General features: G+C 73.0%; 18 protein-coding genes and 1 pseudogene. 13 read left to right on the top strand and 6 right to left on the bottom strand.

What is annotated here, in order from left to right:
* Positions 1–42: 42 nt before the first annotated feature.
* Positions 43–561, bottom strand: a complete 519-nt coding sequence (locus IF55_RS03860) for a DUF3515 domain-containing protein (RefSeq protein ID WP_063763851.1) — start codon at positions 559–561, stop codon at positions 43–45.
* A 275-nt stretch (positions 562–836) separates the two neighbouring features.
* On the opposite strand from IF55_RS03860, the gene IF55_RS03855 reads away from it, so the two are divergent.
* From IF55_RS03855 to IF55_RS03835, 5 genes are all read left to right on the top strand, one after another.
* Positions 837–1,595 carry a TVP38/TMEM64 family protein gene (locus IF55_RS03855; RefSeq protein WP_048831496.1) on the top strand — a complete coding sequence of 253 codons (759 nt, stop codon included), beginning with the start codon at positions 837–839 and terminating at the stop codon, positions 1,593–1,595.
* Between the two features lie 309 nt (positions 1,596–1,904).
* Complete coding sequence (locus IF55_RS03850) at positions 1,905–2,357, top strand: MarR family winged helix-turn-helix transcriptional regulator (RefSeq protein ID WP_051775987.1); 453 nt, start codon at positions 1,905–1,907, stop codon at positions 2,355–2,357.
* Positions 2,358–2,612: 255 nt separating this feature from the next.
* The gene (locus IF55_RS41320) at positions 2,613–3,575 is read left to right on the top strand and encodes a GNAT family N-acetyltransferase (protein ID WP_030874421.1); all 963 of its coding nucleotides are present in this window, start codon (positions 2,613–2,615) and stop codon (positions 3,573–3,575) included.
* A 218-nt stretch (positions 3,576–3,793) separates the two neighbouring features.
* A complete protein-coding gene (locus IF55_RS03840) occupies positions 3,794–4,450 on the top strand; it encodes a TetR/AcrR family transcriptional regulator (RefSeq protein WP_030874423.1) in 657 nt (218 codons plus the stop codon).
* Positions 4,451–4,805: 355 nt separating this feature from the next.
* Positions 4,806–5,702, top strand: coding sequence for an undecaprenyl-diphosphate phosphatase (locus IF55_RS03835; protein ID WP_030874424.1), 897 nt, complete (start codon positions 4,806–4,808; stop codon positions 5,700–5,702).
* A 44-nt stretch (positions 5,703–5,746) separates the two neighbouring features.
* On the opposite strand, the gene IF55_RS03830 is transcribed toward IF55_RS03835, so the two are convergent.
* The gene (locus tag IF55_RS03830; protein ID WP_048831495.1) at positions 5,747–6,352 is read right to left on the bottom strand and encodes a glycoside hydrolase family 25 protein; all 606 of its coding nucleotides are present in this window, start codon (positions 6,350–6,352) and stop codon (positions 5,747–5,749) included.
* Positions 6,353–6,641: 289 nt separating this feature from the next.
* On the opposite strand from IF55_RS03830, the gene IF55_RS36725 reads away from it, so the two are divergent.
* Entirely contained in the window at positions 6,642–8,789 is a 2,148-nt protein-coding gene (locus IF55_RS36725; RefSeq protein WP_037962317.1) for an ABC transporter transmembrane domain-containing protein, read from the top strand.
* A pseudogene (locus IF55_RS03820) lies at positions 8,786–10,649 on the top strand (ABC transporter ATP-binding protein). Before IF55_RS36725 ends, IF55_RS03820 begins: the two are co-directional and overlap by 4 nt.
* 126 nt (positions 10,650–10,775) lie before the next feature.
* On the opposite strand, the gene IF55_RS03815 reads toward IF55_RS03820, so the two are convergent.
* On the bottom strand, positions 10,776–11,363 hold the full coding sequence (locus IF55_RS03815) for an RNA polymerase sigma factor (RefSeq protein WP_030874432.1): 588 nt from the start codon (positions 11,361–11,363) through the stop codon (positions 10,776–10,778).
* A gap of 592 nt (positions 11,364–11,955) precedes the next feature.
* On the opposite strand from IF55_RS03815, the gene IF55_RS03805 reads away from it, so the two are divergent.
* Entirely contained in the window at positions 11,956–12,285 is a 330-nt protein-coding gene (locus IF55_RS03805; protein ID WP_037962319.1) for a hypothetical protein, read from the top strand.
* Between the two features lie 90 nt (positions 12,286–12,375).
* On the opposite strand, the gene IF55_RS03800 is transcribed toward IF55_RS03805, so the two are convergent.
* Complete coding sequence (locus IF55_RS03800; protein WP_245661048.1) at positions 12,376–12,942, bottom strand: C40 family peptidase; 567 nt, start codon at positions 12,940–12,942, stop codon at positions 12,376–12,378.
* Between the two features lie 281 nt (positions 12,943–13,223).
* Here IF55_RS03800 and IF55_RS03795 point away from each other — a divergent pair, with 281 nt between their 5' ends.
* The 3 genes from IF55_RS03795 to IF55_RS03785 all read left to right on the top strand — a co-directional run bounded on the left by IF55_RS03795 (position 13,224) and on the right by IF55_RS03785 (position 15,483).
* The gene (locus IF55_RS03795) at positions 13,224–13,478 is read left to right on the top strand and encodes a DUF2277 domain-containing protein (RefSeq protein ID WP_030874438.1); all 255 of its coding nucleotides are present in this window, start codon (positions 13,224–13,226) and stop codon (positions 13,476–13,478) included.
* Positions 13,479–13,628: 150 nt separating this feature from the next.
* Entirely contained in the window at positions 13,629–14,651 is a 1,023-nt protein-coding gene (locus IF55_RS03790; protein WP_030874440.1) for a PHP domain-containing protein, read from the top strand.
* Between the two features lie 64 nt (positions 14,652–14,715).
* Positions 14,716–15,483, top strand: coding sequence for a nucleotidyltransferase domain-containing protein (locus tag IF55_RS03785; protein ID WP_030874443.1), 768 nt, complete (start codon positions 14,716–14,718; stop codon positions 15,481–15,483).
* Positions 15,484–15,577: 94 nt separating this feature from the next.
* On the opposite strand, the gene IF55_RS03780 is transcribed toward IF55_RS03785, so the two are convergent.
* On the bottom strand, positions 15,578–16,558 hold the full coding sequence (locus IF55_RS03780; RefSeq protein WP_030874444.1) for an ATP-dependent DNA ligase: 981 nt from the start codon (positions 16,556–16,558) through the stop codon (positions 15,578–15,580).
* Positions 16,559–16,676: 118 nt separating this feature from the next.
* Positions 16,677–17,579, bottom strand: a complete 903-nt coding sequence (gene ligD, locus IF55_RS03775; protein ID WP_030874447.1) for a non-homologous end-joining DNA ligase — start codon at positions 17,577–17,579, stop codon at positions 16,677–16,679.
* A gap of 41 nt (positions 17,580–17,620) precedes the next feature.
* Here ligD and ku point away from each other — a divergent pair, with 41 nt between their 5' ends.
* Positions 17,621–18,676 (top strand): non-homologous end joining protein Ku, encoded by a 1,056-nt coding sequence (gene ku / locus IF55_RS03770; protein WP_245661047.1) that lies wholly within the window; start codon positions 17,621–17,623, stop codon positions 18,674–18,676.
* Positions 18,677–18,768: 92 nt separating this feature from the next.
* Positions 18,769–21,138, top strand: a complete 2,370-nt coding sequence (locus tag IF55_RS03765; protein ID WP_030874453.1) for a phosphoketolase family protein — start codon at positions 18,769–18,771, stop codon at positions 21,136–21,138.
* The last annotated feature ends 178 nt before the right edge of the window (positions 21,139–21,316 follow it).

Here is a 21,316-nt window from a genome sequence, read left to right as displayed (position 1 = left end):
CCGGAGCGGTCGAATTGGCTGTTCCGGGCGGACCGGCGGCTGTCAGATGATGCCGAGAGGGATGGTTTTCCCGACCGTCGCGGACAGATCGGCGAACAGACCGAAATCTCCGTCACGGACGGTTTTCTCGGGCAATGTGACTTCCACCCACGCCAGCCGCTTCGACGTCGTGCAGCGAATGCCGCCGTCCGGCTGCCGCTCGGGCAGCCATTCGACGCCGTCGATTTCCACGGTGTCCGCGTTGGGGTCGAAGTGCTTGTCGCCGGGCGTGACGACCAGCGGCCGATTCACACCGCAGCGCAGCACTATCGGAGGAGCGCCCCAGGCAGCCGTGAAGTCCGAAACCGGATGCGTGGCCCGCCGCTTCTTCCCGTTCACCGTCGCGGGCAGCTTGTCGTGCAGCGCACGGCAAGGACCGGCCTGATCGCCCGAGGGCGTGGGGGCCGGCACGGCGCTGCCGCCGGCCGACGAGCAGCCACTGGCGGCTACGGTCAGGACCACGGCCGCCAGCAGCGAGGACGGCCGGCGGGCCACGGCGCTCCCCCGGTTGAATATCCCCACCGCACCCCTGCCCGCCTCGCCTGCCTCGTGCCCGTCGAATAGTAGATCGAGCCGGCGGGGGCGACGACCCAGGGCCCTGCCCGGCCAGCCCTGCCCCGGACCGGCCCGGCCCGGTCCGTACGAACAGCGACCGGCGTCCGTACGGCGCCGGTGCGGCATATGGCGGGTGAGCGCGGAACGGCGGCCGCGCGAAATCTCGGTGCGGCGCCCCGGGTGCCGGCTGTTCCCGGTGCACAGCGGAGGCGCCCCGCCACGCCGTCGGTTAGGCTCCAGCGGTGCTCGATCTCGCCGCGCCCTCCCCCGGCCTCGCCGCGCGCTGCGCTCGCGTTCTCCTCTCCCCGTGGTCCCGGCTGGGCCTGCTCGTCGTGCTGCTCGGCGGCGCCGCCGCGGCCGTTCTGGTGGCCCAGCCACAGCGGCTGCTCGCCGAGGGCTGGCCGCCGCAGGTGTCGGGCGGGGTGGCCGTGGTGCTGTTCGGCGTGGCGTACGGGCTGTGCACGGCGGCGTTCGTACCGCGCCCGTTCCTCAATCTGGCGGCGGGCGCGCTGTTCGGCGCGCAGGCCGGGACCGTATCGGCGCTGGCGGGCACGGTCCTGGGCTCGGGCATCGCCTTCGGCCTGGGCCGGGTGCTGGGGCAGAGCGCGCTGCGGCCGCTGGTGCGCGGGCGGTGGCTGACGGGGGCGGACCGGCTGTTGAGCCGGCACGGGTTCCGTTCGATGCTGGCGATCCGGCTGTTCCCCGGCGTGCCGTTCGCCGCCGCGAACTACTGCGCGGCCGTCTCCCGGATGGGCTGGTTCGCGTTTCTGCTGGCGACGGCCCTCGGCTCCATCCCGAACACGGCCGCGTACGTGATCGCGGGCAGCGCCGCCGCCGAGCCGGGCTCGCCCGTCTTCCTCGCCTCTATGGGCTTCATCGCGCTCAGCGCACTCGGCGCGATGACCGTCGCCTGGCGGAAGCGGGCCCGGCTACGCGCCTCGGCCGGCGCGCCCACGACGCCGCGTTCCGGGCCCGGCGAGAACACGTCATCGCAGCCCTGACCGGAATTCCGACCCCGGACCACGGACCCCGGACCCCGGACCCCGGACCCCCAACCACGGACCGCGACCCGGGCCCCCGGCCCCAGATCAACCTCGGTCTCGCCCCACCGGCCACCCGATAGTGCGACCCTGCCCCGCAACGCCGGTTGCGCGAGAGCCCCGCCCCCGCACCGCTCGGCACCGCGATCGGCCACGTGAGAGCCCTGGCGAAGCTCACAAGCCCGCCGCGGAAGGCGCTGCCGACCCGCCCCACCGAGGCTTCGCGGCGGCCGGCGCCTCGTACGCCGCCCCTACACTGACTGCCATTTGATGCAGCCCTCCCACACCCCAGCTCCGGCTCAACTCGCCGAACTGCTCCTGTCCGTGGCGGACTGGGCGAAGAGCCAGGCCCACGCCCGCCTCGCGCGACACGGGCTGACGCCCGCCCGCGGCAGAATCCTGACGATCCTGTCCGGCAGCGGCCCCACGCGGGTGACGGCGCTCGCCCAGACGCTCGGGATCACCGCCCGCAGCGTGACGGAATCGCTCGACACCCTTGAACTGGACGGCCTGATCAGCCGCGCCACGGACCGCACGGACGGCCGGGCGGTGCTCGTGGACCTGACGCCGCGCGGCAGCGCGCTCATCACGGGCGGTTCCCACTCCAAGGACCAGGCGCTCCACGCGATCTTCGAAGTCCTCGACGAGGCCGAGCGCAGGGAGTTCCACCGGATACTCGCGAAGATCGACGGCTCCCCCCGCCCGCGCACGGCACCCGGCTGACGAGCCCGTACGGTCGTACGCACCGTGCCCGTACGAGCGCCGGTCCCCACCACGCCCGTGCCCGTACGAGCGCCGGCCCCCGGCCGTACGTGCGCCAGTGGCCACCGCCCTCGCGCCCGTACGCGCTCCGGCGCCGCGCCTCCGGCTCGGAACCGCCACACCCGGCACGCCCGCGGACCGGCCTCCCGTTCGGACTAAGGTTCGGCTTCACGGTCGACGCCGGCAGGGGCGTCGGCAGCGACTGGGAGGCAGGACATGCACGACGTACGCCCGGCCCGTACAGCCGACTACCCCACGCTCGTGGGGTGCGTACAGCGGTGGTGGGGTGACTCTCGCACCCCTGAGCAGGCGCGGGAGCTGTCGCTGCTGCTGCCCCGGCTGTTCCTCCAGCACTTCGCGGAGACCAGTCTGGTGCTGGAGGACGAGACGGGGATCCGCGCGTTCCTGGTCGGCTTCCACTCCGCCGACCGCGCGCACGAGGCGTACATCCACTTCGTCGGCGTGGACCCGGCCCTGCGCAAGCAGGGGGTGGCGCGCCGGCTGTACACCGTGTTCTTCGAGCGCGCGGCGGCGGCCGGCCGTACCGAGGTGCGCGCCATCACGTCGCCGGGGAACGCCGGGTCCATCGCCTTCCACCGGGCGATGGGGTTCGCGCTGGAGGCAGGTGACCGCGAGGCGGACGGTGTGCCGGTGCACAGCGACTACGACGGGCCGGGCCAGGACCGGGTCGCCTTCCGCAGGAAGCTCGGCGCTCCGGAGGTGCGCACGCTGGAGCCCTTCACGACGCGCGCCGCGGTGCCGGGGGACTTCGACAGGGTCGTCTCGGTCGTCGACGAGTGGTGGGGCCGCCCGGCCTCCCGCGATCTGACGCGGGTCTTCGTGAACCACTTCTACGACACGAGCCTGGTCGCCGAGCGCGACGGCGAGCTGGCGGGCTTCGTCATCGGCTTCCTGTCGCCGTCGGCACCGCGCGAGGCGTACATCCACTTCACCGGGGTCGCGCCCGCCTGGCGCCGCAGCGGTCTGGGCCGCTTCCTGTACGAGCGGTTCTTCGACCGGGCGCGGGCGGACGGCCGTACGGTCGTCAAGGCGGTCACGTCGCCGCAGAACGAGCGCTCCATCGCCTTCCACAGCGCCCTCGGGTTCGTGCCCTCGGCCCCGATCGCGGATTACGACGGGCCGTCGCTGGACCGGGTGGCCTTCCGGCTCGAACTCTGAACACCCTGAGCGCTCCGAACGGACTCCGAGCCGACTCCGGGCGTGGGGGGTGCGGGCGGGTTCCGTGCCCCCTCCGCGCGCCCCCCTCAACCCCCGTATGAGGAGAGCACGCGGAGCGGGTACGGAACCTTGAGGAAGCACCCCTATTAATGCGCGCAATCACGCATTAAGCTCCGTGGGACACTATCCGGACTGACCGCGTCACGCAATGCAGGGCGATGAACGACAGATCACACTCCCCAGGCTCGGTCCGCCCCGGCGGACGCACGGCCCGTACCCGCGAGGCGGTCCTGAGCGCCGCTCTGGACGAGCTCGCGGAGAAGGGCTACGCCGCCCTCTCCGTGGAAGGCGTCGCCCAGCGCTCCGGCGTCCACCCGGCGACGATCCGGCGGCGCTGGCGCACGGTCGAAGGGATCATGTGCGACGCCCTGACCCAGGACAGCGGGCGGGCGATCGTCATCCCCGACACGGGCAGCCTCCGGCAGGATCTGCGCCAGATCGCGCAGAGCATCGGCGGCTACTACATGGTCGAGCGCAACAAGGCGTTCCTCGGGGGCATCGTCTCCGCCGCGGGCCGCGACTCGTTCGCGGAGGACGCGCTGCGCGACACCCTCTCCGTGCGCCTGCGGCTCGCCTCCGAGATCGTGCACCAGGCGATCAAACGCGGCGAACTGCCTCCGGACACCGACGCGGAAGAGGTCATCGCGTATATGGCGGCACCGCTGTACTACCGGCTGCTCGTCTCCCGCCGTCCGCTCGACGACCGGCTGCCCCTGGTCTGCGCCGACGCGGCGTATCACGCGGCCCGCGCCGGGGTGTTCTCGCTTCCCGGCGAGTCCGCCGGCGCGGCCTCCGAGACGGACGAACCGGCCTGACGGCACGTCAGGCCGGCGGCCCGGCACCCCGGCAGTCTCGCGCCGTCCCGTGCCCCCGCCACGGCCCGGACACGCCCCCGCCTTCCTCGGCCTTCCTCGGCCTTCCTCGCGGCCGACGCGAGCTTCGGGGATTCACCGAAATGTTCACTTCACGACGCTAGGCTGACTTCCGCTCGGTGGATCATCGCCGGCGACCGCCGCACAACGCCGGTCAGGAACCGGAACCGGGGCCCCGGAATCCGGAACGACGGAATGACGGAAAGCCAGAGAGCCGGAAGGCCGGCAAGCCGGAAATGCGGCTCGATCGCGCCGTCGCCGGTCCGGCCGTGATCATCATTTGGATGGCACAAGCCTCATGTCGTGGTTCGAATCCCTCGTCCTCGGGCTCGTCCAGGGGCTGACCGAGTTCCTGCCGATCTCCTCCAGCGCCCATCTGCGGCTCACCGCCGCGTTCGCGGACTGGAACGACCCGGGCGCGGCCTTTACCGCGGTCACTCAGATCGGCACCGAGACGGCCGTTCTGATCTATTTCCGCAAGGACATCGCGCGCATCGTCTCGGCCTGGTTCCGCTCGGTCGTCGGAGTCGGAAAGGGCGAACGGGGCGGGCGGGGCGAGCGGGACGACGCCGACGCGCGAATGGGCTGGCTCGTCATCATCGGCTCGATCCCCATCGGGGTGCTGGGCCTGCTGCTGAAGGACGCCATCGAGGGGCCGTTCCGCGATCTGCGGCTGATCGCCACCACGCTGGTGGTGATGGGCCTCGTACTGGGCTTCGCCGACCGCCGGGCCGCGCGTGACGAGGGCGGCGGGCGGCACCGGGCCGCGCGGCGGCGCAAGGACCTGACGGATCTCGACGTCAGGGACGGGCTGATCTACGGCGCGTGCCAGGCGCTGGCGCTGGTGCCCGGAGTGTCCCGGTCGGGCGCGACGATCAGCGGCGGTCTGCTGCTGGGCTACACCCGCGAAGCCGCCGCCCGGTACTCCTTTCTGCTGGCGATCCCGGCCGTGCTGGCCTCCGGCCTCTTCGAACTCAAGGACGCGGGCAGCGGGCATACGGCGTGGGGGCCGACGGTCCTCGCCACCGTCATCGCCTTCGCGGTCGGTTACGCGGTGATCGCATGGTTCATGCGCTTCATTACCACCAAGAGCTTCATGCCATTCGTGATCTACCGGATTCTGCTCGGCGTGATCCTCTTCGCACTGGTCGGATTCGACGCGCTGAGCCCGCACGCGGGCGACATCGCGAGCTGAAAAGGAGGGCCCTGCCGGGTGGGGGCGGGCGGGGCCCTCCTGGGTCAGCCGGAGACGGGCTCGCCCTCGGGCGGCGCCTCGTCCGTCTCGGCCGCCGCGCTCGGCGCCCCGGCCCAGGAGCGCAGCGCGGCCACGTCGGCGAAATTCGCCACGTCCCGGTCGAGATTTCCGGCAGAGCTGTACTGGTGGAAGGTCCACGGGTGTTTCACCGCCGGGTGCCCGGCGGCGTGTTCCGGGTCCGCGATCCACAGCCCGTCGCCGGCCTCGCTGGTGGTGTCCCGGTGCAGCCAGTAATCACGGTTGCAGTAGAGAACGACCTTGTGTCCGGGGGCCTTGCGCTTCACATGGGCGAGCCAGGCGTCCTTTTCCGCGCACGTGACGCTGGTGCTCTCCCAGTCGAAACACAGGATGTCACCCGCCCTCAGCTTGATTTTCCCGAGGAAGTAATCCCCCTGCGCGGTCATCGAGCCCCCGCTGCCGAAGTGGTAATAGCCGACGACGAGCCCCGCCTTGCGGGCCCGGTCGCGCTGGGCCACCCACTTCGGGTTCGTGTACGAGGTGCCTTCGGTCACCTTGACGAACGCGAAGTCGATGTCGTCCACCGGATATTTCTCGCTCTGGTAACTGCTGACGTCAATGCCGTGAAGCATGCCGGTCTCCTCCAGGGTTGCGGACAGCGACAACTCGCTATAGCAGTATCGGCGTTGACGCCGCGGCGGAGCGAGAGCGCTGTCCCTCGTACGAGGGACAGCAACAAAGGTTTCGCGAGACGTACTCGGGATAAAGGCGGATACGCCCGAAGGCCCGGCCGTGCTCTTCTTCTTGCGGCGCTCTCCAAGCGTCCGCGCGCCCCTCGCGTGTTCCTCTTGTTGTTCCCTGACCGATCCCCCGCCAATCTCTTGTAGCCATTTACGTTTGGTGCTTACTAGAGTTCGGCAGATGACAGATTCGGGGATGAATCCTGGTACACCTGACCGCCGGAGTGCCGGACGTTACCTCTGGTGGCTGGTCACCAGTCAGCGTCGCCGAGTCGCCGCGGGTGCGTTGCTGGGCGGTCTCTGGATGGTGTGCCTGACCCTGCCGCCGTACGTCCTTTCCCGCGCGATCGACGACGGGCTGCGGCCGGGCCGGGCCTCCGCGCTGCTCGGCTGGTCCGCCGCGCTGCTGGGTGTGGGGGTCCTGAACGCCTGGCTGGCCATCATGCGGCACCGCACCATGACCAGGATCCGGATGGACGCGTCGTTCCGCACCGTACGGGTCGTGGCGCTCCAGACGGTGCGGCTGGGCGCGGCCCTGCCCCGCCGGGTCACCGCGGGCGAGATCGTCACCATCGGGATGGGCGACGTGCAGAGCATCAGCCAGACCCTGACCATCACCGGCCCGGGCGTCGGCGCGGTCCTGTCCTACCTCGTCGTCGCCGCGCTGCTGCTGTCCGTCTCCTGGCTGCTCGCGGTCGTGGTGCTGCTCGGTGTGCCGCTGCTCGCGGTGGTGCTCGGCCCGCTGCTGGAACGGCTGCAGGGCAGGGAGAGCGCGTACCGGGAGCACCAGGGCGCGCTCGCCGCCCGCTTCGCGGACCTCGTCGGTGGGCTGCGGGTCCTCAACGGTCTCGGCGGCAAGGAGGTCTTCGCCGAGCGGTACCGGCAGGGGTCCCGGGCGCTTCAGGCGGAGGGGTACCGCGTGGGGTCGGTGACGAGTTGGATCCAGGCCCTCGGCATCGGGCTGCCGACGCTGTTCCTGGCCGCCGTCACCTGGCTCGCGGCCCGGATGGCCGCGCAGGGCGCGATCACCGTGGGCGAACTCGTCGCGGTCTACGGCTATGTCGCGGTCCTGGTGGTGCCGGTGGCGTTCTTCATCGAGGGCGGCTACGACCTCAGCCGCGGCCTGGTCGCCGCCCGGCGCGTCCTCCGCCTCCTGGACCTGGAGCCCGAACTCGCGGGCAGCGGCGCCGCGTTGGACGCCCCCGCGACGCCGGCCGTGCTGCGGGACGCGGACTCCGGCGTCGAGGTGGCGCCGGGAAAACTGACCGCGCTGGTGAGCGCCCGGCCCGCGGAGACCGCGGCCGTCGTCGAGCGCCTCGGCCGGTTCACCGAGTCGGCGGCGACCTGGGGCGATGTGCCCCTCCGGGACATCGACCTGGCGCGGGTGCGCGACCGCATCCTGGTCGCGGACAACGAGGCCGACCTGTTCTCCGGCACGCTGCGCGAGGTCGTCGCGGGCCGTGCGAGCCCCACGGGGCTCGCTGCCGCCACTGGGCTCGACGACGACGCCGGGCTCGCTGACGCCACCGGACCCGACGACGCCAGGCTCGCCCGAACCCGCGGGTTCGACGACGCCAGGCTCGCCCGAACCCGCCGGTTCGACGCACCCGGCGGACCCGACGACGATGCCAGGCTCGCTCGAACCTGCCGTTTCGACGAACCCGACGGAGCCGACGCCACCGGCGGACTCGGCGCAACCGCCGCGCCCGGCACAACCGCCTCGCCCGACCACCCCACCGAGCCCGACGCAGGCCACGGCCCCAACACCACCGCCGGGCTCGATACGGCCGCCGTACGAGCCGAGACCGCCGTCCGCCCCCACGCGCTCGGCCCCCACGCGCTCGACGCGACGGCCGTCGGCCGGGCGCTGTGTGCCGCCGCCGCGCAGGACCTCGTGCTGGGCCTGCCGAAGGGGCTGGACTCGCACATCGACGCGCAGGGCCGCAACCTCTCCGGCGGGCAGCGGCAGCGCGTCCGGCTGGCCCGGGCGCTGTTCGCCGACCCCGAGGTGCTGCTGGCCGTGGAGCCGACCTCGGCCGTGGACGCGCATACCGAGGCGGCCGTCGCCGACGGGCTGCGGGCGTTCCGCGCGGGCCGTACCACCGTCGTCACGGGCTCCTCCCCGCTTCTGCTGGACCGGGCGGACACCGTGTACTACCTGGAGGACGGCCGCGTCGCCGCCGTGGGCGGCCACGGGGAGCTGCTGCGCGAGCACCCCGGTTACCGCTCGCTGGTGGCGCGGGGCGCGGGGGACCCGGAGCCCGAGGCCACGGACGGCATAGGCACGTCCGACAGCGCGGACCTCCGCTCGCGGGAGGCCGTCCGATGACGACCGCCCCCGGCACCACGACCGACGACTCCGCAGGGCCGGGCGCCACCGGGACGGCAGCCGGCACGGCACCGGCGGACGAGGCGGCGGGCCACGGCCCTCTGCCCGTCGCCGAACCGTCCCAGGTGCGCCGCGCCGCGTTCCGGCTGATCGGCCTGGACCGGCGCGCCTTCGCCGCCATGCTCGCCCTCAACGGGCTGGCCGCGGCCGCCGGGCTCGTCGGCCCGTGGCTGCTCGGCCGCATCATCAACGCGGTCGGGGCCGGCGAGGGCGTGGGGACCGTGGACCGGTACGCGCTCGTCATCCTGGTCTTCGCCCTGGTCCAGCTCGTCCTGGCGCGCTTCGCCCGCCGCGTCGGGCACCGCTTCGGCGAACGGACCTCGGCGCGCGTGCGCGAGCAGTTCGTCGACCGCGCCCTCGCGCTGCCCGCCGCGGTCGTGGAGCGCGCCGGTACGGGCGACCTGACGGCCCGCGGCACGACGGATGTCGCCGGCGTCGGCACCGCCTTGCGCGACGCCGCGCCGGAGGTGTCCGTCGCCGCGGTCGAGGCGCTGTTCATCCTCGGCGCGGTCTTCTTCCTCGACCCCCGCCTCGGCGTGTGCGGGGCGCTCGCGCTGATCGGCATCCGGTACGCCACGCGCTGGTACCTGCGCCGGGCCCGTACCGCCTACCTCGACGAGGGGGCGGCCAACTCCGCGTTGGCGGAGGTGCTGGCGGCCTCCGCGTCGGGCGCCCGTACGGTCGAGGCCCTGGGTCTGGGGGAGCGTCGGCTGGTCGCGTGCCAGGAGGCCGTGGAGCGGTGCCGGCGCACGCGGACCCGGACGCTCGCGCTCCGCACCGTGCTGCTCCCCTCCGTTGATGTCTCGTACGTGCTTCCCCCGGTCGCCGTCCTGCTGGTCGGGGGCGCGCTGCACGCCCACGGGGCGATGAGCCTGGGCACGGTCGTCGCGGCGGCGCTGTATCTGCGGCAGTTGTCCACGCCGCTGGACACGATCCTGCTGTGGATCGAGCAGTTGCAGAGCAGCGGCGCCTCCTTCGCCAGGGTGGAGGGGCTGGCCGGGGCGGAGCGGCCGGCGCGGGAGGCTTCCGCCGTCCCCGCCGGCGACCGGATCGAGGTGGCCGGCGCGCGCTACGCGTACGAGGGCGGCGCCGATCTCCTGCGCGGCGTCGACCTGACGGTGCGGCCCGGCGAGCGGCTGGCGCTGGTCGGCCCGTCCGGCGCGGGGAAGTCGACGCTGGGCAGGCTGCTGGCGGGCGTCGAGGCGCCGGACGCCGGGACGGTGACGGTCGGCGGCGTGCCGATCGCCGGGCTGGCCCCGGACGCGCTGCGCGAGCACGTCGTCCTCGTCACCCAGGAACACCACGTCTTCCTCGGCTCGGTCCGCGACAACCTGCTGATCGCCGCGCCACACGCCACGGACGCGGAGCTGCACGCGGCGCTCGCGGCGGTCGGCGCCGAGTGGGCGGCCGAGCTGCCGGACGGCCTGGACACGGACCTGGGGGCCGACGGGAACCGGCCGGACGGCGCGCGGTCCCAGCAGCTCGCCCTCGCGCGCGTCGTCCTGGCCGATCCGCACACGCTCGTACTCGACGAGGCCACCGCCCTGCTCGATCCGACGGCGGCGCGCCATACGGAACGGGCGCTGGCGGCCGTACTCGAAGGCCGGACCGTGATCAGCATCGCGCACCGGCTGCACACGGCCCACGACGCCGACCGGGTGGCCGTGATGGACGGGGGGGCGGCTGACCGAACTGGGCACGCACGACGAACTGGTGGCGGGCGGCGGCGCGTACGCCGCCCTGTGGCACTCGTGGCACGGCGAACCGGACGGCGGCCCGCGCCCCCGGCCGTCGGCGTGAGCCTTCGACGGCAGCGGCGCAGGGCGATACGGACCGGGGGCGGGGGTCGCCGGCGACACCGCACGGCGGTACGCGCCGGGGTCGGGAGATGTGCCGGGCCCTCCCCGGCCCCCGCCCGCCGCGCGGTCAGCCCTCGTCGTACGGTCCCTGCGCCACCCCGAAGTCCGCGACGAGCCGGCGTTTCGCGTGCCGTATATGGGAGCGGACGACGGTCTCGTGCACGTTGAGGAGCGCGCCGATCCGGTCGTCCGAGTAGCCGATCGCGAAGCGCAGCACCAAAACGTCGCACTGCCGCTCGGACAGCCGGGAGACCGCGCCGCCGGCCGGGTTCCCGCGCTCCTCCAGCAGGGCGAGTTGCTGCCCGTACTTCCGCAGCAGGGCGCGGGTGACGGCGGCGAGAACGGCGGACCGGGCGGCGTCCGGGCTCCGGCCGTTGGTCAGGAACCACTCGGCGATGTGCTCCTTGAACACCGTCCAGGCGTAGGAGTCCACGGAGGGCTGGAGCAGGACATGCGCCCAGTGGTCGGCGAGCTGCTGGTAGACGGCCTGGGTGAGTTTCTCCGCGACGAGCGCGTCGCCGGTGTGCAGGCGCGCGTATTCCAGCCACTTGCGGGCGTGGAACACATGGAACGCTTCGAAGGAGATCTCCAGTCGGCGGCTGGGGCGTCGCGACGGCACACCGCCGCCCGCGGGCCGGTCGGGACCACCGGTCACGGCCGCCCCTCGGCGCCGTACGGACCGCCCCGGTCGACCGCGCGGCTCGCGGTCGCGGGGGCCGCCACCAGCGGCGCTCCGCCGGATGAGGCCAGGAGCGCGGGCCTCCGTATGTCGCCGGCGGCCGACCGCGCCACAGTACAGAGCGAGAGGGAACGGACCCGATCCGCGGTCACGAGGCACCTCGTTCCATGTCACCGCCGCTCTGCGCCCTTGAACAGACGTTGACGTCAGCGGGAGAGCGCGGGACTCCCGTCCCCAATGAACCTTATTTCAGGGCCCGTTGGGGACTGAATGCGAGAATCCGATTGCCCGCCTTCGGCATATGACCGCGGATCGCCAGGTGGCGGGCGCTTGGTCAATTCGTTCGAAGGGGTGAGTTCCACCGCGACCGGAATTCCTCTGGACAGGAGGGTCGCACCGCGGCATCAGGAAGCCGCATACACCCGTAACGCCGCCCCCGAGACCGCGGGAGAAGCGGAATGGCCGATTGCCCACCGTGAAGGTTGGCGCGTTAGCGGGAGGTCACCGCCGCGTGCCCATGCCAAGATCTCGTCGACTTCAACGCACCACCGACCGCAGGGGGAATTCCATGCACACCCGTCGCCGCCTCGCCGCCACCGCCGCCTCGCTCGTCGTCGCGTCCGGCGCGCTCGTCGTCATCAGCGCACCGGCGTCCTCCGCCGGCGCGCTGAGCTGCGGGATCGCCCGCATCACGGGAAGCGCCGGGCACCAGGGCGCGTACGCGAGCTGCGACGCGATGGGCGTGAAGTGGAAGATCGCCATCAACTGCTACGGCAACGGGGTCCACTACCGGCACTTCGGCAACGTCATCAAGGCCGACAAGTCCGGCGTCTCCACCGCGTGGTGCGACACCAACGGCGTGATCGAGGACGGCGGCATCGACATCGTCCCCGCCTGAACCCGCCTGAACCTGACGGAGCTTGACGGAACTTGGCGGGGCCTGACGCGGAGCCCGACGGGCAGCGGTCGATGGGCCTCTTGGCGCGCCCTACGCCGCCCGGCGCGTCCGGCCCGGCTCCGCGTCGGCGGCGCCCTGGGGCTCCCCGGCGGCGTCACGCGTCTGCGCGCCGGACCCGGCCAGGAGGGTGTAGAGCGCTCCCGGCGTGACATACCCGGACCAGCGCCGGTCGGCGAACAGGTGCACTCCGGCGTCCTGGTAGCACTGGTCGACGAGTTGGGAGCAGATCATGTGCTTCGTGCTGGCCACATAGCGGCGCAGTCCGGGCACCCGCAGGTGGACGCGGTGCGTGGCGATGGCGAGGAAGTCGAGGAAGCTGTACTCCACCCCGACGTAGCGGCCGCTCGCCTCGCACACGGCGCCGCGCTGCTCGTCGGTCAGGCCGGGCGGGCAGGCGTAGACGACGTCCGCGTCGGCGTACTCCGAGAGGGGCTTGACGCGGGCGCCGCCCGGCTCGGCCTCCAGCAGCCGCTCGTCGGGGAGGACGAGGAAGGCGTGTTCGTAGTCGGCGAATCCATTGCCGTTCAGCCACTGGCCGAAGCGGATCAGCTTCCCGGTCGTACCGGATATCTGGGTGAGCCCGATGTCTCCGGGCACGGGCGTACCGTGGATCACGTACTGCTCCTGAGCGTGGGGGGACGGACGATCGTGGAGGGATGACGTTCGCGGGATACGTGCGTGGGGTCGGCGTGCGTGGGGTCGGCGTACGTGGGGGGACGTTCGTGGGGACGGGCCGCGCGGGTGACCCGCGGTGCGCGATGACGCCTCGTCACTCAGGTGATGCCCTCCGGAGTCCCGCCGGTAACCCGTGTACGGGCGCGGACATGCCATCTCCGCGAGCGGGCGCGCCCCCGGGGTCCCCGCCCTACGCTGAGCGTATGTGCCGAAGAATCAAGGCTCTCCGGCCGCCCATGACCCCGGATGTCGGCGACGCGGACATCCGGGCGGCGGCGTTGCAGTACGTGCGCAAGGTCTCCGGGTTCCACGCGCCGGCCGCCCACAACCGGGCCGTGTTCGACGAGGCCGTCGACGCGGTGGCCGAGGCGACGCGCCGGCTGCTGGACGGGCTGGAGGTGCGGCGGGCCGGGGGCCGCGGCCGCGCGGACAGCGGCGGCACTGGCGCGGGCGGCTAGCCGGTCTGATGGCCCGCGCCGCCCGGACGTCCGTTGTCGCTGTTGCCGAGTGGCCCGCCCGGCCGGATCATGGTCATGGCCTCGGGCAACGGGGCCGACGGGCGATACGCCCCGCCCCGGCGAGCCGCCGGGGCGGTAGGCGGGTGAGCGATGGAACCGGTGGAGGCGCTGGACCGCATCGCGTTCCTGCTGGAGCGCGGGCAGTCCCCCACGTACCGGGTGCAGGCGTTCCGTACCGCGTCGGAGGTCGTCGCCGGCCTTCCGGCGGGGGAACCGGCCGAGCGCGCCGAGGCCGGGACGCTGACCGAGCTGACGGGCATCGGCCCCAAGACCGCGCGGGTGGTGTCCGAGGCGCTCGCGGGCGACGTGCCGGAGTACCTGGCCCGGCTGGAGGAAGAGGCCGAGAAACCGCTCGTGGAGGGCGGCGGCGAGCTGCGCGAGGCGCTGCGCGGCGACTGCCATCTGCACTCGGACTGGTCGGACGGTGGCAGCCCCATCGAGGCGATGGCTGGCGGCGCGAAGGCGGTGGGCCATCAGTGGGCCGTGCTCACCGACCACTCCCCCAGCCTCCGGATCGCGAACGGGCTGACGGCCGAGCGGCTGCGGGACCAGATCAAGACCGTGCACGGGGTCGACAAGCGGCTCGGGAAGGGCTTTCGGCTGCTGACCGGCATCGAGTGCGACATCCTCGCCGATGGCTCGCTGGACCAGGAGTCGGCGCTCCTGGAGCGTTTGGACCTGGTCGTGGCCTCGGCCCACTCCAAGCTGCGGATGGAGGAGGACGCGATGACGCGGCGGCTGGTGGCGGCCGCCGCCAGCCCGCTGGTGGACGTGCTCGGGCACTGCACCGGCCGGATTGTGACCGGCAAGGGGCGCCCCGAGTCGCGGTTCGACGCGGCGATGGTGTTCGCGGCGTGCGCGCGGTTCGGCACCGCGGTCGAGATCAACAGCCGCCCGGACCGCCTCGATCCGCCGCGGCGCCTGATCCGCCAGGCCCTGGACGCCGGGGTCCTCTTCGCGATCGACAGCGACGCCCACGCGCCGGGCCAACTGGACTGGCAGGTCTACGGCTGCGCCCGGGCCGAGGAGTGCGGCATCCCGGCCGAACGCGTCATCAACACCTGGACCGCCCGCCAACTGCTGGACTGGACCCGCACCCGACGCTCGCCGTGAGCGGCGGCCCGGCCTCCGCCCCCCTGATCACGTCCCGCCGAGGCCGCCCCCTATCCTCTCCCCCATGTACCCGGACGACGACGAAGCCTTCGCTTCCCATCTGACCGAACAGCTCGCGAGCCTGCCCGGCGTGCGGGCGGTGGCCCTGGGCGGCTCGCGGGCCACCGGCACCCATCGGCCCGACAGCGACTGGGACTTCGCCGTCTACTACCGGGGAGAGTTCTCCCCCGAGGCCCTGCGCGCGCTCGGCTGGCCCGGGGAGGTCTCGGAGATCGGCGCGTGGGGCGGCGGGGTCTTCAACGGCGGCGCGTGGCTCACGGTCGGCGAACGCCGCGTGGACGTGCACTACCGCGACCTCGACGACGTCGAGCACCAGCTCGCGGAGGCCCGGGAGGGGCGGTTCGGCATCGAGCGGCTCATGTTCCATCTCGCCGGAATCCCCACGTACTTGGTCGTCGCCGAGCTGGCCGTCAACAAGGTGCTGCACGGCGAGCTGCCCCGCCCCGAGTACCCCGCTCCCCTGCGGCGCGCGGCCTTCGACCAGTGGTGGGGCACGGCCCAGCTCACCCTCGCGTACGCCCGTTCCGCCCACGCCGAGCACGGCCGGCTCACCGACTGCGCGGGCGCCATCGCCACCGCCGCCTGCCAGGCGGCGCACGCGGTGCTGGCGGCTCGGGGCGAGTGGGTCACCAACGAGAAGACCCTGCTCGACCGGGCGGGGCTGCGCGGCGTCGACGCGATCCTGGCCGCGCTGACGCCCGAGCCGAAGGCGCTGGAGGCCGCCATCGACGCGGCCGGGGACATGCTGAGGAGCGCGGCCGAGACGGCGTGAGGGTACGTACACCTCTGATCCCGTACGTACGCGGATACACCCTCGGTCCCGTACATACGCGCGTACGCCCTCTGCTCCCCACCGCGCAGCCGCTTCAGTCGATGTCCTCGGGCGCCAGGTCGGGCCGCAGCCGGTGCCAGGACGGGTGGCGCAGGAGCCCGGCGCGGGTGCGGGTCGCGTAGCCGATCTCGCCGACGAGGCGCGGCAGCACCCACCGGGCGCCGGCCACCGGCGGCACCGTCTCGAAGGGGCAGCGCTCGATCGCGGAGATCCGCAGCAGGTCGGCGAGGGCGGCGCGCTCGCGCTCGCTCCACCCGGTTCCGACGCTCCCCAGGTAGCGCAGCGCGCCGCCGTCCTGGCGCTGTCCTACGAGCAGCGCGCCCGGGAGCCCGGTCAGTCTGCCCTTGCCCGGCACCCATCCGCCGACGATGGCGTCGACCGTGCGGACGTGCCGGATCTTGATCCAGGCGCGGGATCGGACCCCTGGTTCGTAGGCGGAGTCGGTCCGTTTGAGCACCACGCCCTCCAGCCCCTGCTCGCGGGTGGCGTCCAGGGCCCGTTCCGCGTGGCCGACGACCGCGGCCGGCGTCGACCAGTGCGAGCCCCGCAGGTCCAGCCCCTCCAGCAGGCGGCGGCGCTCGGCGTACGGGAGGCGGGTCAGGTCGCGGCCGTCGAGGAACATGGCGTCGAAGAGGATGAGCCGCACGGGGACGTCCCGTGCCAGGCGGGCGGCCTTGGCGGGCGATCCGGAGAGCGCCATGCGGGGCTGGAGCCGCTCGAAGTCGGGGCGGCCGCGGGCGTCGAGCGCGACGATCTCCCCGTCCAGCACGGCGGCGACGCCGGCGACCGCGCCGCCGAGGGCGCTCAGCTCCGGGTAGGCGCGGGTGATGTCGGCGCCGGAGCGGGCCCGCAGCTCCGCCGAGCCGTCCCCCGGCAGATACACGACGCTGCGCTGGCCGTCGTACTTGGTCTCCGCCGCCCACCGCTCCGCGGGCCCCGGGACCGGCAGGCGCCCCGCGGTCGCGAGCATGGGGGCGATACGGGGCAGGGGCGCGGGCGGCGAGGGGCGGGCCATGGCCGAGGTGTCGCCCGGTCCGGCGGGGTTCACACGCGGTCGGCGGCCTTGTCCCCCGGACGGCGTACGGCCTGGTCAGCGCGGTTCCGCGGGGGTTTCGCGGCACCTTCGGGCGGTTTCACGGCAGCGGTGCCCGGGCCTCCTCGTCGGCCAGCGGGGCCAGCAGGTCGCCGCGGTCGGCCACTCGGTCCAGGACCTGTTCCGGCGTGAAGGTGAGGTCCCGCGGCGCGCGGCAGGCGTCGACCTCGTCCCAGTCGACCGGTGTCGCGATGTGCGGGTGCTCGCGCAGCCGCAGCGTGTACGGCGCGGCCGTCGTCTTGGCGGTGGTGTTCTGCGACCAGTCGATGAAGACCTTCCCGGCGCGGGCCTCGCGCGCCATCGTGACGACGACCAGTCCGGGGTGCTCGTCCTCCATTCGGGTGGCCAGCTCCTTGGCGTAGGTGCTCACGGCCCGGCCCGCCGCCGGGCGCAGGGGCGCGTACAGGTGCATGCCCTTCGAGCCGGAGACGACGGGGCAGGCCGTCAGCCTGTCGTCGGCCAGGAGCTGCCGCAGTCGCAGCGCGACCCGGCAGCAGACCACCAGGTCCGTGCCGGGGCCGGGGTCGAGGTCGAGTACGAGGCGGTCGTGGCCGTCCGGGCCCGCCGCGCCGGTCCACTGCGGCACGTGGAACTCGTACGCGCCGAGGTTCGCCATGGCCACCAGCGTGGCCGTGGAGTCGACGGTGATGTGGTCGACGGGCCCGTCCTTGCCGGGTACGGGCACCAGGCGCACCCAGTCGGGGGTGCCGCCGGGCGGGTTCTTGGCGTACCAGGACTGCCCGGCGGGGCCCTCCGGGGCGCGGACGAAGGAGGCGGCGCGGTCGGCGGTGTGCGGCACCATCGCGGCGGCGACCGTGGCGTAGTAGTGCAGCAATTGGGCCTTGGTGTGGCCGGAGGCGGGGAAGACCACGCGGTCCAGGTGGGTCAGGGAGAGGCGGTGGCCGTCGAACTCCACGGCCTGCCGGTCCGGCGATGTGGGCATAGTGTGGAAATTCCCCATGGAGGTAGAAAATTATGCGAACCATGTGGAAAGGGGCGATTGGTTTCGGGCTGGTCTCCGTGCCGGTCAAGCTGTACGCGGCCACCGAGGACCATGGTGTCCGGCTCCACGAGGTCCACGACAAGGACGGCGGGCGCATCCGCCGCAGAAGCGTGTGCTCCGTGTGCGGCAAGGAGGTCGGCTACGAGCACATCGCCAAGGGCTACGAGGACGACGAGGGCCGTACCGCGATCCTGACCAGGGACGATCTGGCCGATCTGCCGCTGCCCAGCAAGAACCTCATCGACGTGCTCGCCTTTGTGGACGCCGACCGGATCACCCCGCTGCAACTGGCCCGCTCCTACTACCTGGCCCCCGAGAGCGGCGGCGCCAACAAGCCGTACGTCCTGCTGCGCGAGACGCTGAAGAAGACCGACCGGGTCGCCATCAGCAAGATCACGATCCGGACCCGGGAGTCGCTGGCCCTGCTGCGGGTCGAGGACGACCTCATGATGGTGCACACCATGTACTGGCCCGACGAGATCCGCGACGCCGGCGGCCTCGCCCCGCCCGACTCCGTGACCGTGCGGCCGCAGGAGCTGAAGATGGCGACGAGCCTCATGGACACCCTCTCGGAGGACTTCGACTTCGAGGACCTGGAGGACGAGTACCAGCGCGCGCTCGACGAGCTGGTCACCGCCCGGCTGGACAAGAAGACGCCCACCACCAAGACGGAGACCACCGCCGCGCCGGACAATGTCATCGACCTGATGTCCGCCCTCCAGGCGTCGATCGACCGGGCGGACAAGGGCGAGCAGGACGAGCAGGAGGAACAAGGCGGGAAGGGCGGCCGGGCGGCCCGCAAGACCGCCAGGTCCGGCGGTTCCGGGTCGGCCAGGAAGTCCGCCGCGAAGAAGAGCACCACGAAGGACGGCGCGAAGAGCACCGGCACATCGAAGAGCACGTCGAAGAGCACGGCCAAGAGCGCATCGAAGACCACCGCGAAAAGCACCGAAGCCAAGAAGAGCACGGCGAAGAAGGGCTCCGCCAAGGCCACGAAGAAGACCGCCGCCAAGAAGTCGACCCGGCGCGCCTCCTGAAATGTGGCCGACCGCTCCGCCCGGCCGGGGCATGGCCGGGCGCGCCGCGGGGAGGCGGGCCATAGTCGCCCGTACCCGACGAAGGGCTGCTCATGGAGACGCGTACACCGCTCGACGCGGACGAACTCGACCAGCTACTGGCACACTGGCGCGCCCTCAACTACCTGGCCGCCTGCCAGCTCTACCTCACCGGGAACCCCCTGCTCCGCGAGGAGCTGCGGCCCGAGCACATCAAGCCCCGGCTGCTGGGGCACTGGGGCACCTGCCCCGGCCTCAACCTCGTCTACACCCACCTCAACCGGGTGATCAGCGCCCGCGACCTCGACGCGGTCTGCGTGTGGGGTCCGGGCCACGGCGGGCCGGCCGTGCTCGCGGGGGCCTGGCTGGACGGTTCGTACGGCGATGTGAACCCGGATCTCGGCCGGGACGCGGCCGGGATGGCCCGGCTGTTCCGGCAGTTCTCCTTCCCCGGCGGGGTGCCGAGCCATGCCGCGCCCGAGGTGCCCGGCTCCTTCCACGAGGGCGGCGAGCTGGGCTACTCCCTCGCGCACGCCTACGGCGCGGCGCTCGACAACCCCCAGTTGCTGGCCGCCTGCGTGATCGGCGACGGCGAGGCCGAGACGGGGCCGCTCGCCGCCTCCTGGCACGCGAACAAGTTCCTCGACCCGGTGCACGACGGCGCGGTCCTGCCGATCCTCCAGCTCAACGGCTACAAGATCGCCAACCCCGCCGTGCTGGCCCGCCTCCCCCGGGACGAGCTGGACTCCCTGCTGCGCGGCTACGGCCACGAGCCGCTGCACGTCGAGGGCGACGACCCGGCCCGCGTCCACCAGGACATGGCCGCGGCGATGGACCTCGCCCTCGACCGGATCGCCGCCCACCAGCGGGCGGCCCGCGTCGACGGCGAGAAGCGGCGGCCCCGCTGGCCCATGATCGTGCTGCGCACCCCGAAGGGCTGGACCGGCCCGGCCGAGGTGGACGGGCAGCCCGTCGAGAACACCTGGCGGGCCCACCAGGTGCCGCTCGCCGGGGTGCGGGAGAACGCCGAGCACCGGCGGCAGTTGGAGAGCTGGCTGCGCGGCTACGCGCCCGACGAGCTGTTCGACCCCGACGGCCGCCCGCGCCCCGAGGTGCTGGCCTGCGTGCCCGCGGGCGACCGCCGGCTCGGCGCCAACCCGCACGCCAACGGCGGCCGGCTCGTACGGGAGCTCCCGCTGCCCGACCTGAAGGACTTCGCCGTACGCGTCGACAAGCCGGGCGACCAGTCGCACGAACCCACGCGGGTGCTCGGCGGGCTGCTGCGCCAGGTGATGGCCGACACCGCCACGCGGCGCGACTTCCGGGTGGTGGGCGCGGACGAGACCGCCTCCAACCGGCTGCAGGACCTGTACGGGGCGACGGACAAGGCCTGGCAGGCCGAGACGCTCCCGACGGACGAGCACCTGGGGCCGCACGGCCGGGTGATGGAGGTGCTCTCCGAGCATATGTGCCAGGGGTGGCTGGAGGGGTACGTGCTCACCGGGCGACACGGGCTGTTCTCCTCGTACGAGGCGTTCGCCCACATCGTCGCGTCGATGGCCACCCAGCATGTGAAGTGGATCAACAGCGCCCGCGCGGTCCCCTGGCGAGCCCCGGTGCCGAGCTTCAACTACCTGCTGACCTCGCATGTCTGGCGTCAGGACCACAACGGCTTCTCCCATCAGGACCCGGGCTTCATCGACCACATCCTCAACAAGAGCCCGCACGCCGTACGCGCGTATCTGCCGCCGGACGCCAACACCCTGCTGTGCGTGACCGACCATGTGCTGCGCACCCGCGACACCGTCAACGTCGTCGTCGCCGGCAAGCAGTCGGCGTTCGACTGGCTCGATCTGGAGCAGGCCCGGGCGCACTGCGCGCGCGGCGCGGGCGTGTGGGAGTGGGCGGGGACCGAGCGGCCCGGCGACGGTCCCGACGTCGTCCTCGCCTGCGCCGGCGATGTCCCGACGCAGGAGACGCTGGCCGCCGCGGGCCTGCTCCGCGAGCACCTGCCGGAGCTGGCCGTACGCGTCGTCAACGTCGTCGACATGACCCGCCTGATGCCGCGGGAGGACCACCCGCACGGCATGACCGACCGCGACTTCGGCGCCCTCTTCACCCCGGACCGGCCGGTGATCTTCGCGTACCACGGCTATCCCTGGCTGATCCACCGGCTCGCCTACCGGCGGCCCGGCCACGCCAATCTGCACGTACGCGGCTACAAGGAGATGGGCACGACGACCACGCCGTTCGACATGGTCGTCCGCAACGACCTGGACCGCTACCGGCTCGTCATGGACGTCATCGACCGGGTGCCGGGCCTGGCCGTGCGCGCCACCGGGGTGCGCCAGACCATGGCGGACGTGCGCGCCCGGCACCACGACTGGATCCGCGAGCACGGCACGGACCTGCCGGAGGTCGCCGACTGGCGTTGGACCGGCTGACCCCGCCCGCCCCGCCCGGCCGGGGGCCCCGCAGCCCCCGCTCCGCTCCGCGCGCCGTACGCGGAGCGGAGCGCGTCCGGCACGTACGAACCGGTACGGGCGTACGGGCGCTTGCGGGCGTACAAGTGCTCGCGGGCGTACGGGCGCCGGGCCTTGCCGAGTTGCCGGCCGGCCGTCG

This window comes from Streptomyces varsoviensis, assembly GCF_000718635.1.
GTDB classification, from domain to species: domain Bacteria; phylum Actinomycetota; class Actinomycetes; order Streptomycetales; family Streptomycetaceae; genus Streptomyces; species Streptomyces varsoviensis.
Note: the sequence above shows the minus strand (reverse complement) of the source record. Positions and strands in the feature narration are given on the sequence as shown.

Bases quoted from the DNA above. Each gene is read 5' to 3' on its own strand.
- IF55_RS03790 (WP_030874440.1), top strand. From the start codon at position 13,629: ATGGAACCGGTGGAGGCGCTGGACCGCATCGCGTTCCTGCTGGAGCGC.
- IF55_RS03785 (WP_030874443.1), top strand. From the start codon at position 14,716: ATGTACCCGGACGACGACGAAGCCTTCGCTTCCCATCTGACCGAACAG.
- IF55_RS41320 (WP_030874421.1), top strand. From the start codon at position 2,613: ATGCACGACGTACGCCCGGCCCGTACAGCCGACTACCCCACGCTCGTG.
- IF55_RS03835 (WP_030874424.1), top strand. From the start codon at position 4,806: ATGTCGTGGTTCGAATCCCTCGTCCTCGGGCTCGTCCAGGGGCTGACC.
- ligD (WP_030874447.1), bottom strand. From the start codon at position 17,579: ATGCCCACATCGCCGGACCGGCAGGCCGTGGAGTTCGACGGCCACCGC.
- IF55_RS03840 (WP_030874423.1), top strand. From the start codon at position 3,794: ATGAACGACAGATCACACTCCCCAGGCTCGGTCCGCCCCGGCGGACGC.
- IF55_RS03795 (WP_030874438.1), top strand. From the start codon at position 13,224: ATGTGCCGAAGAATCAAGGCTCTCCGGCCGCCCATGACCCCGGATGTC.
- IF55_RS03850 (WP_051775987.1), top strand. From the start codon at position 1,905: ATGCAGCCCTCCCACACCCCAGCTCCGGCTCAACTCGCCGAACTGCTC.
- IF55_RS03765 (WP_030874453.1), top strand. From the start codon at position 18,769: ATGGAGACGCGTACACCGCTCGACGCGGACGAACTCGACCAGCTACTG.
- IF55_RS03780 (WP_030874444.1), bottom strand. From the start codon at position 16,558: ATGGCCCGCCCCTCGCCGCCCGCGCCCCTGCCCCGTATCGCCCCCATG.
- IF55_RS03805 (WP_037962319.1), top strand. From the start codon at position 11,956: ATGCACACCCGTCGCCGCCTCGCCGCCACCGCCGCCTCGCTCGTCGTC.
- IF55_RS36725 (WP_037962317.1), top strand. From the start codon at position 6,642: ATGACAGATTCGGGGATGAATCCTGGTACACCTGACCGCCGGAGTGCC.
- IF55_RS03830 (WP_048831495.1), bottom strand. From the start codon at position 6,352: ATGCTTCACGGCATTGACGTCAGCAGTTACCAGAGCGAGAAATATCCG.
- ku (WP_245661047.1), top strand. From the start codon at position 17,621: ATGTGGAAAGGGGCGATTGGTTTCGGGCTGGTCTCCGTGCCGGTCAAG.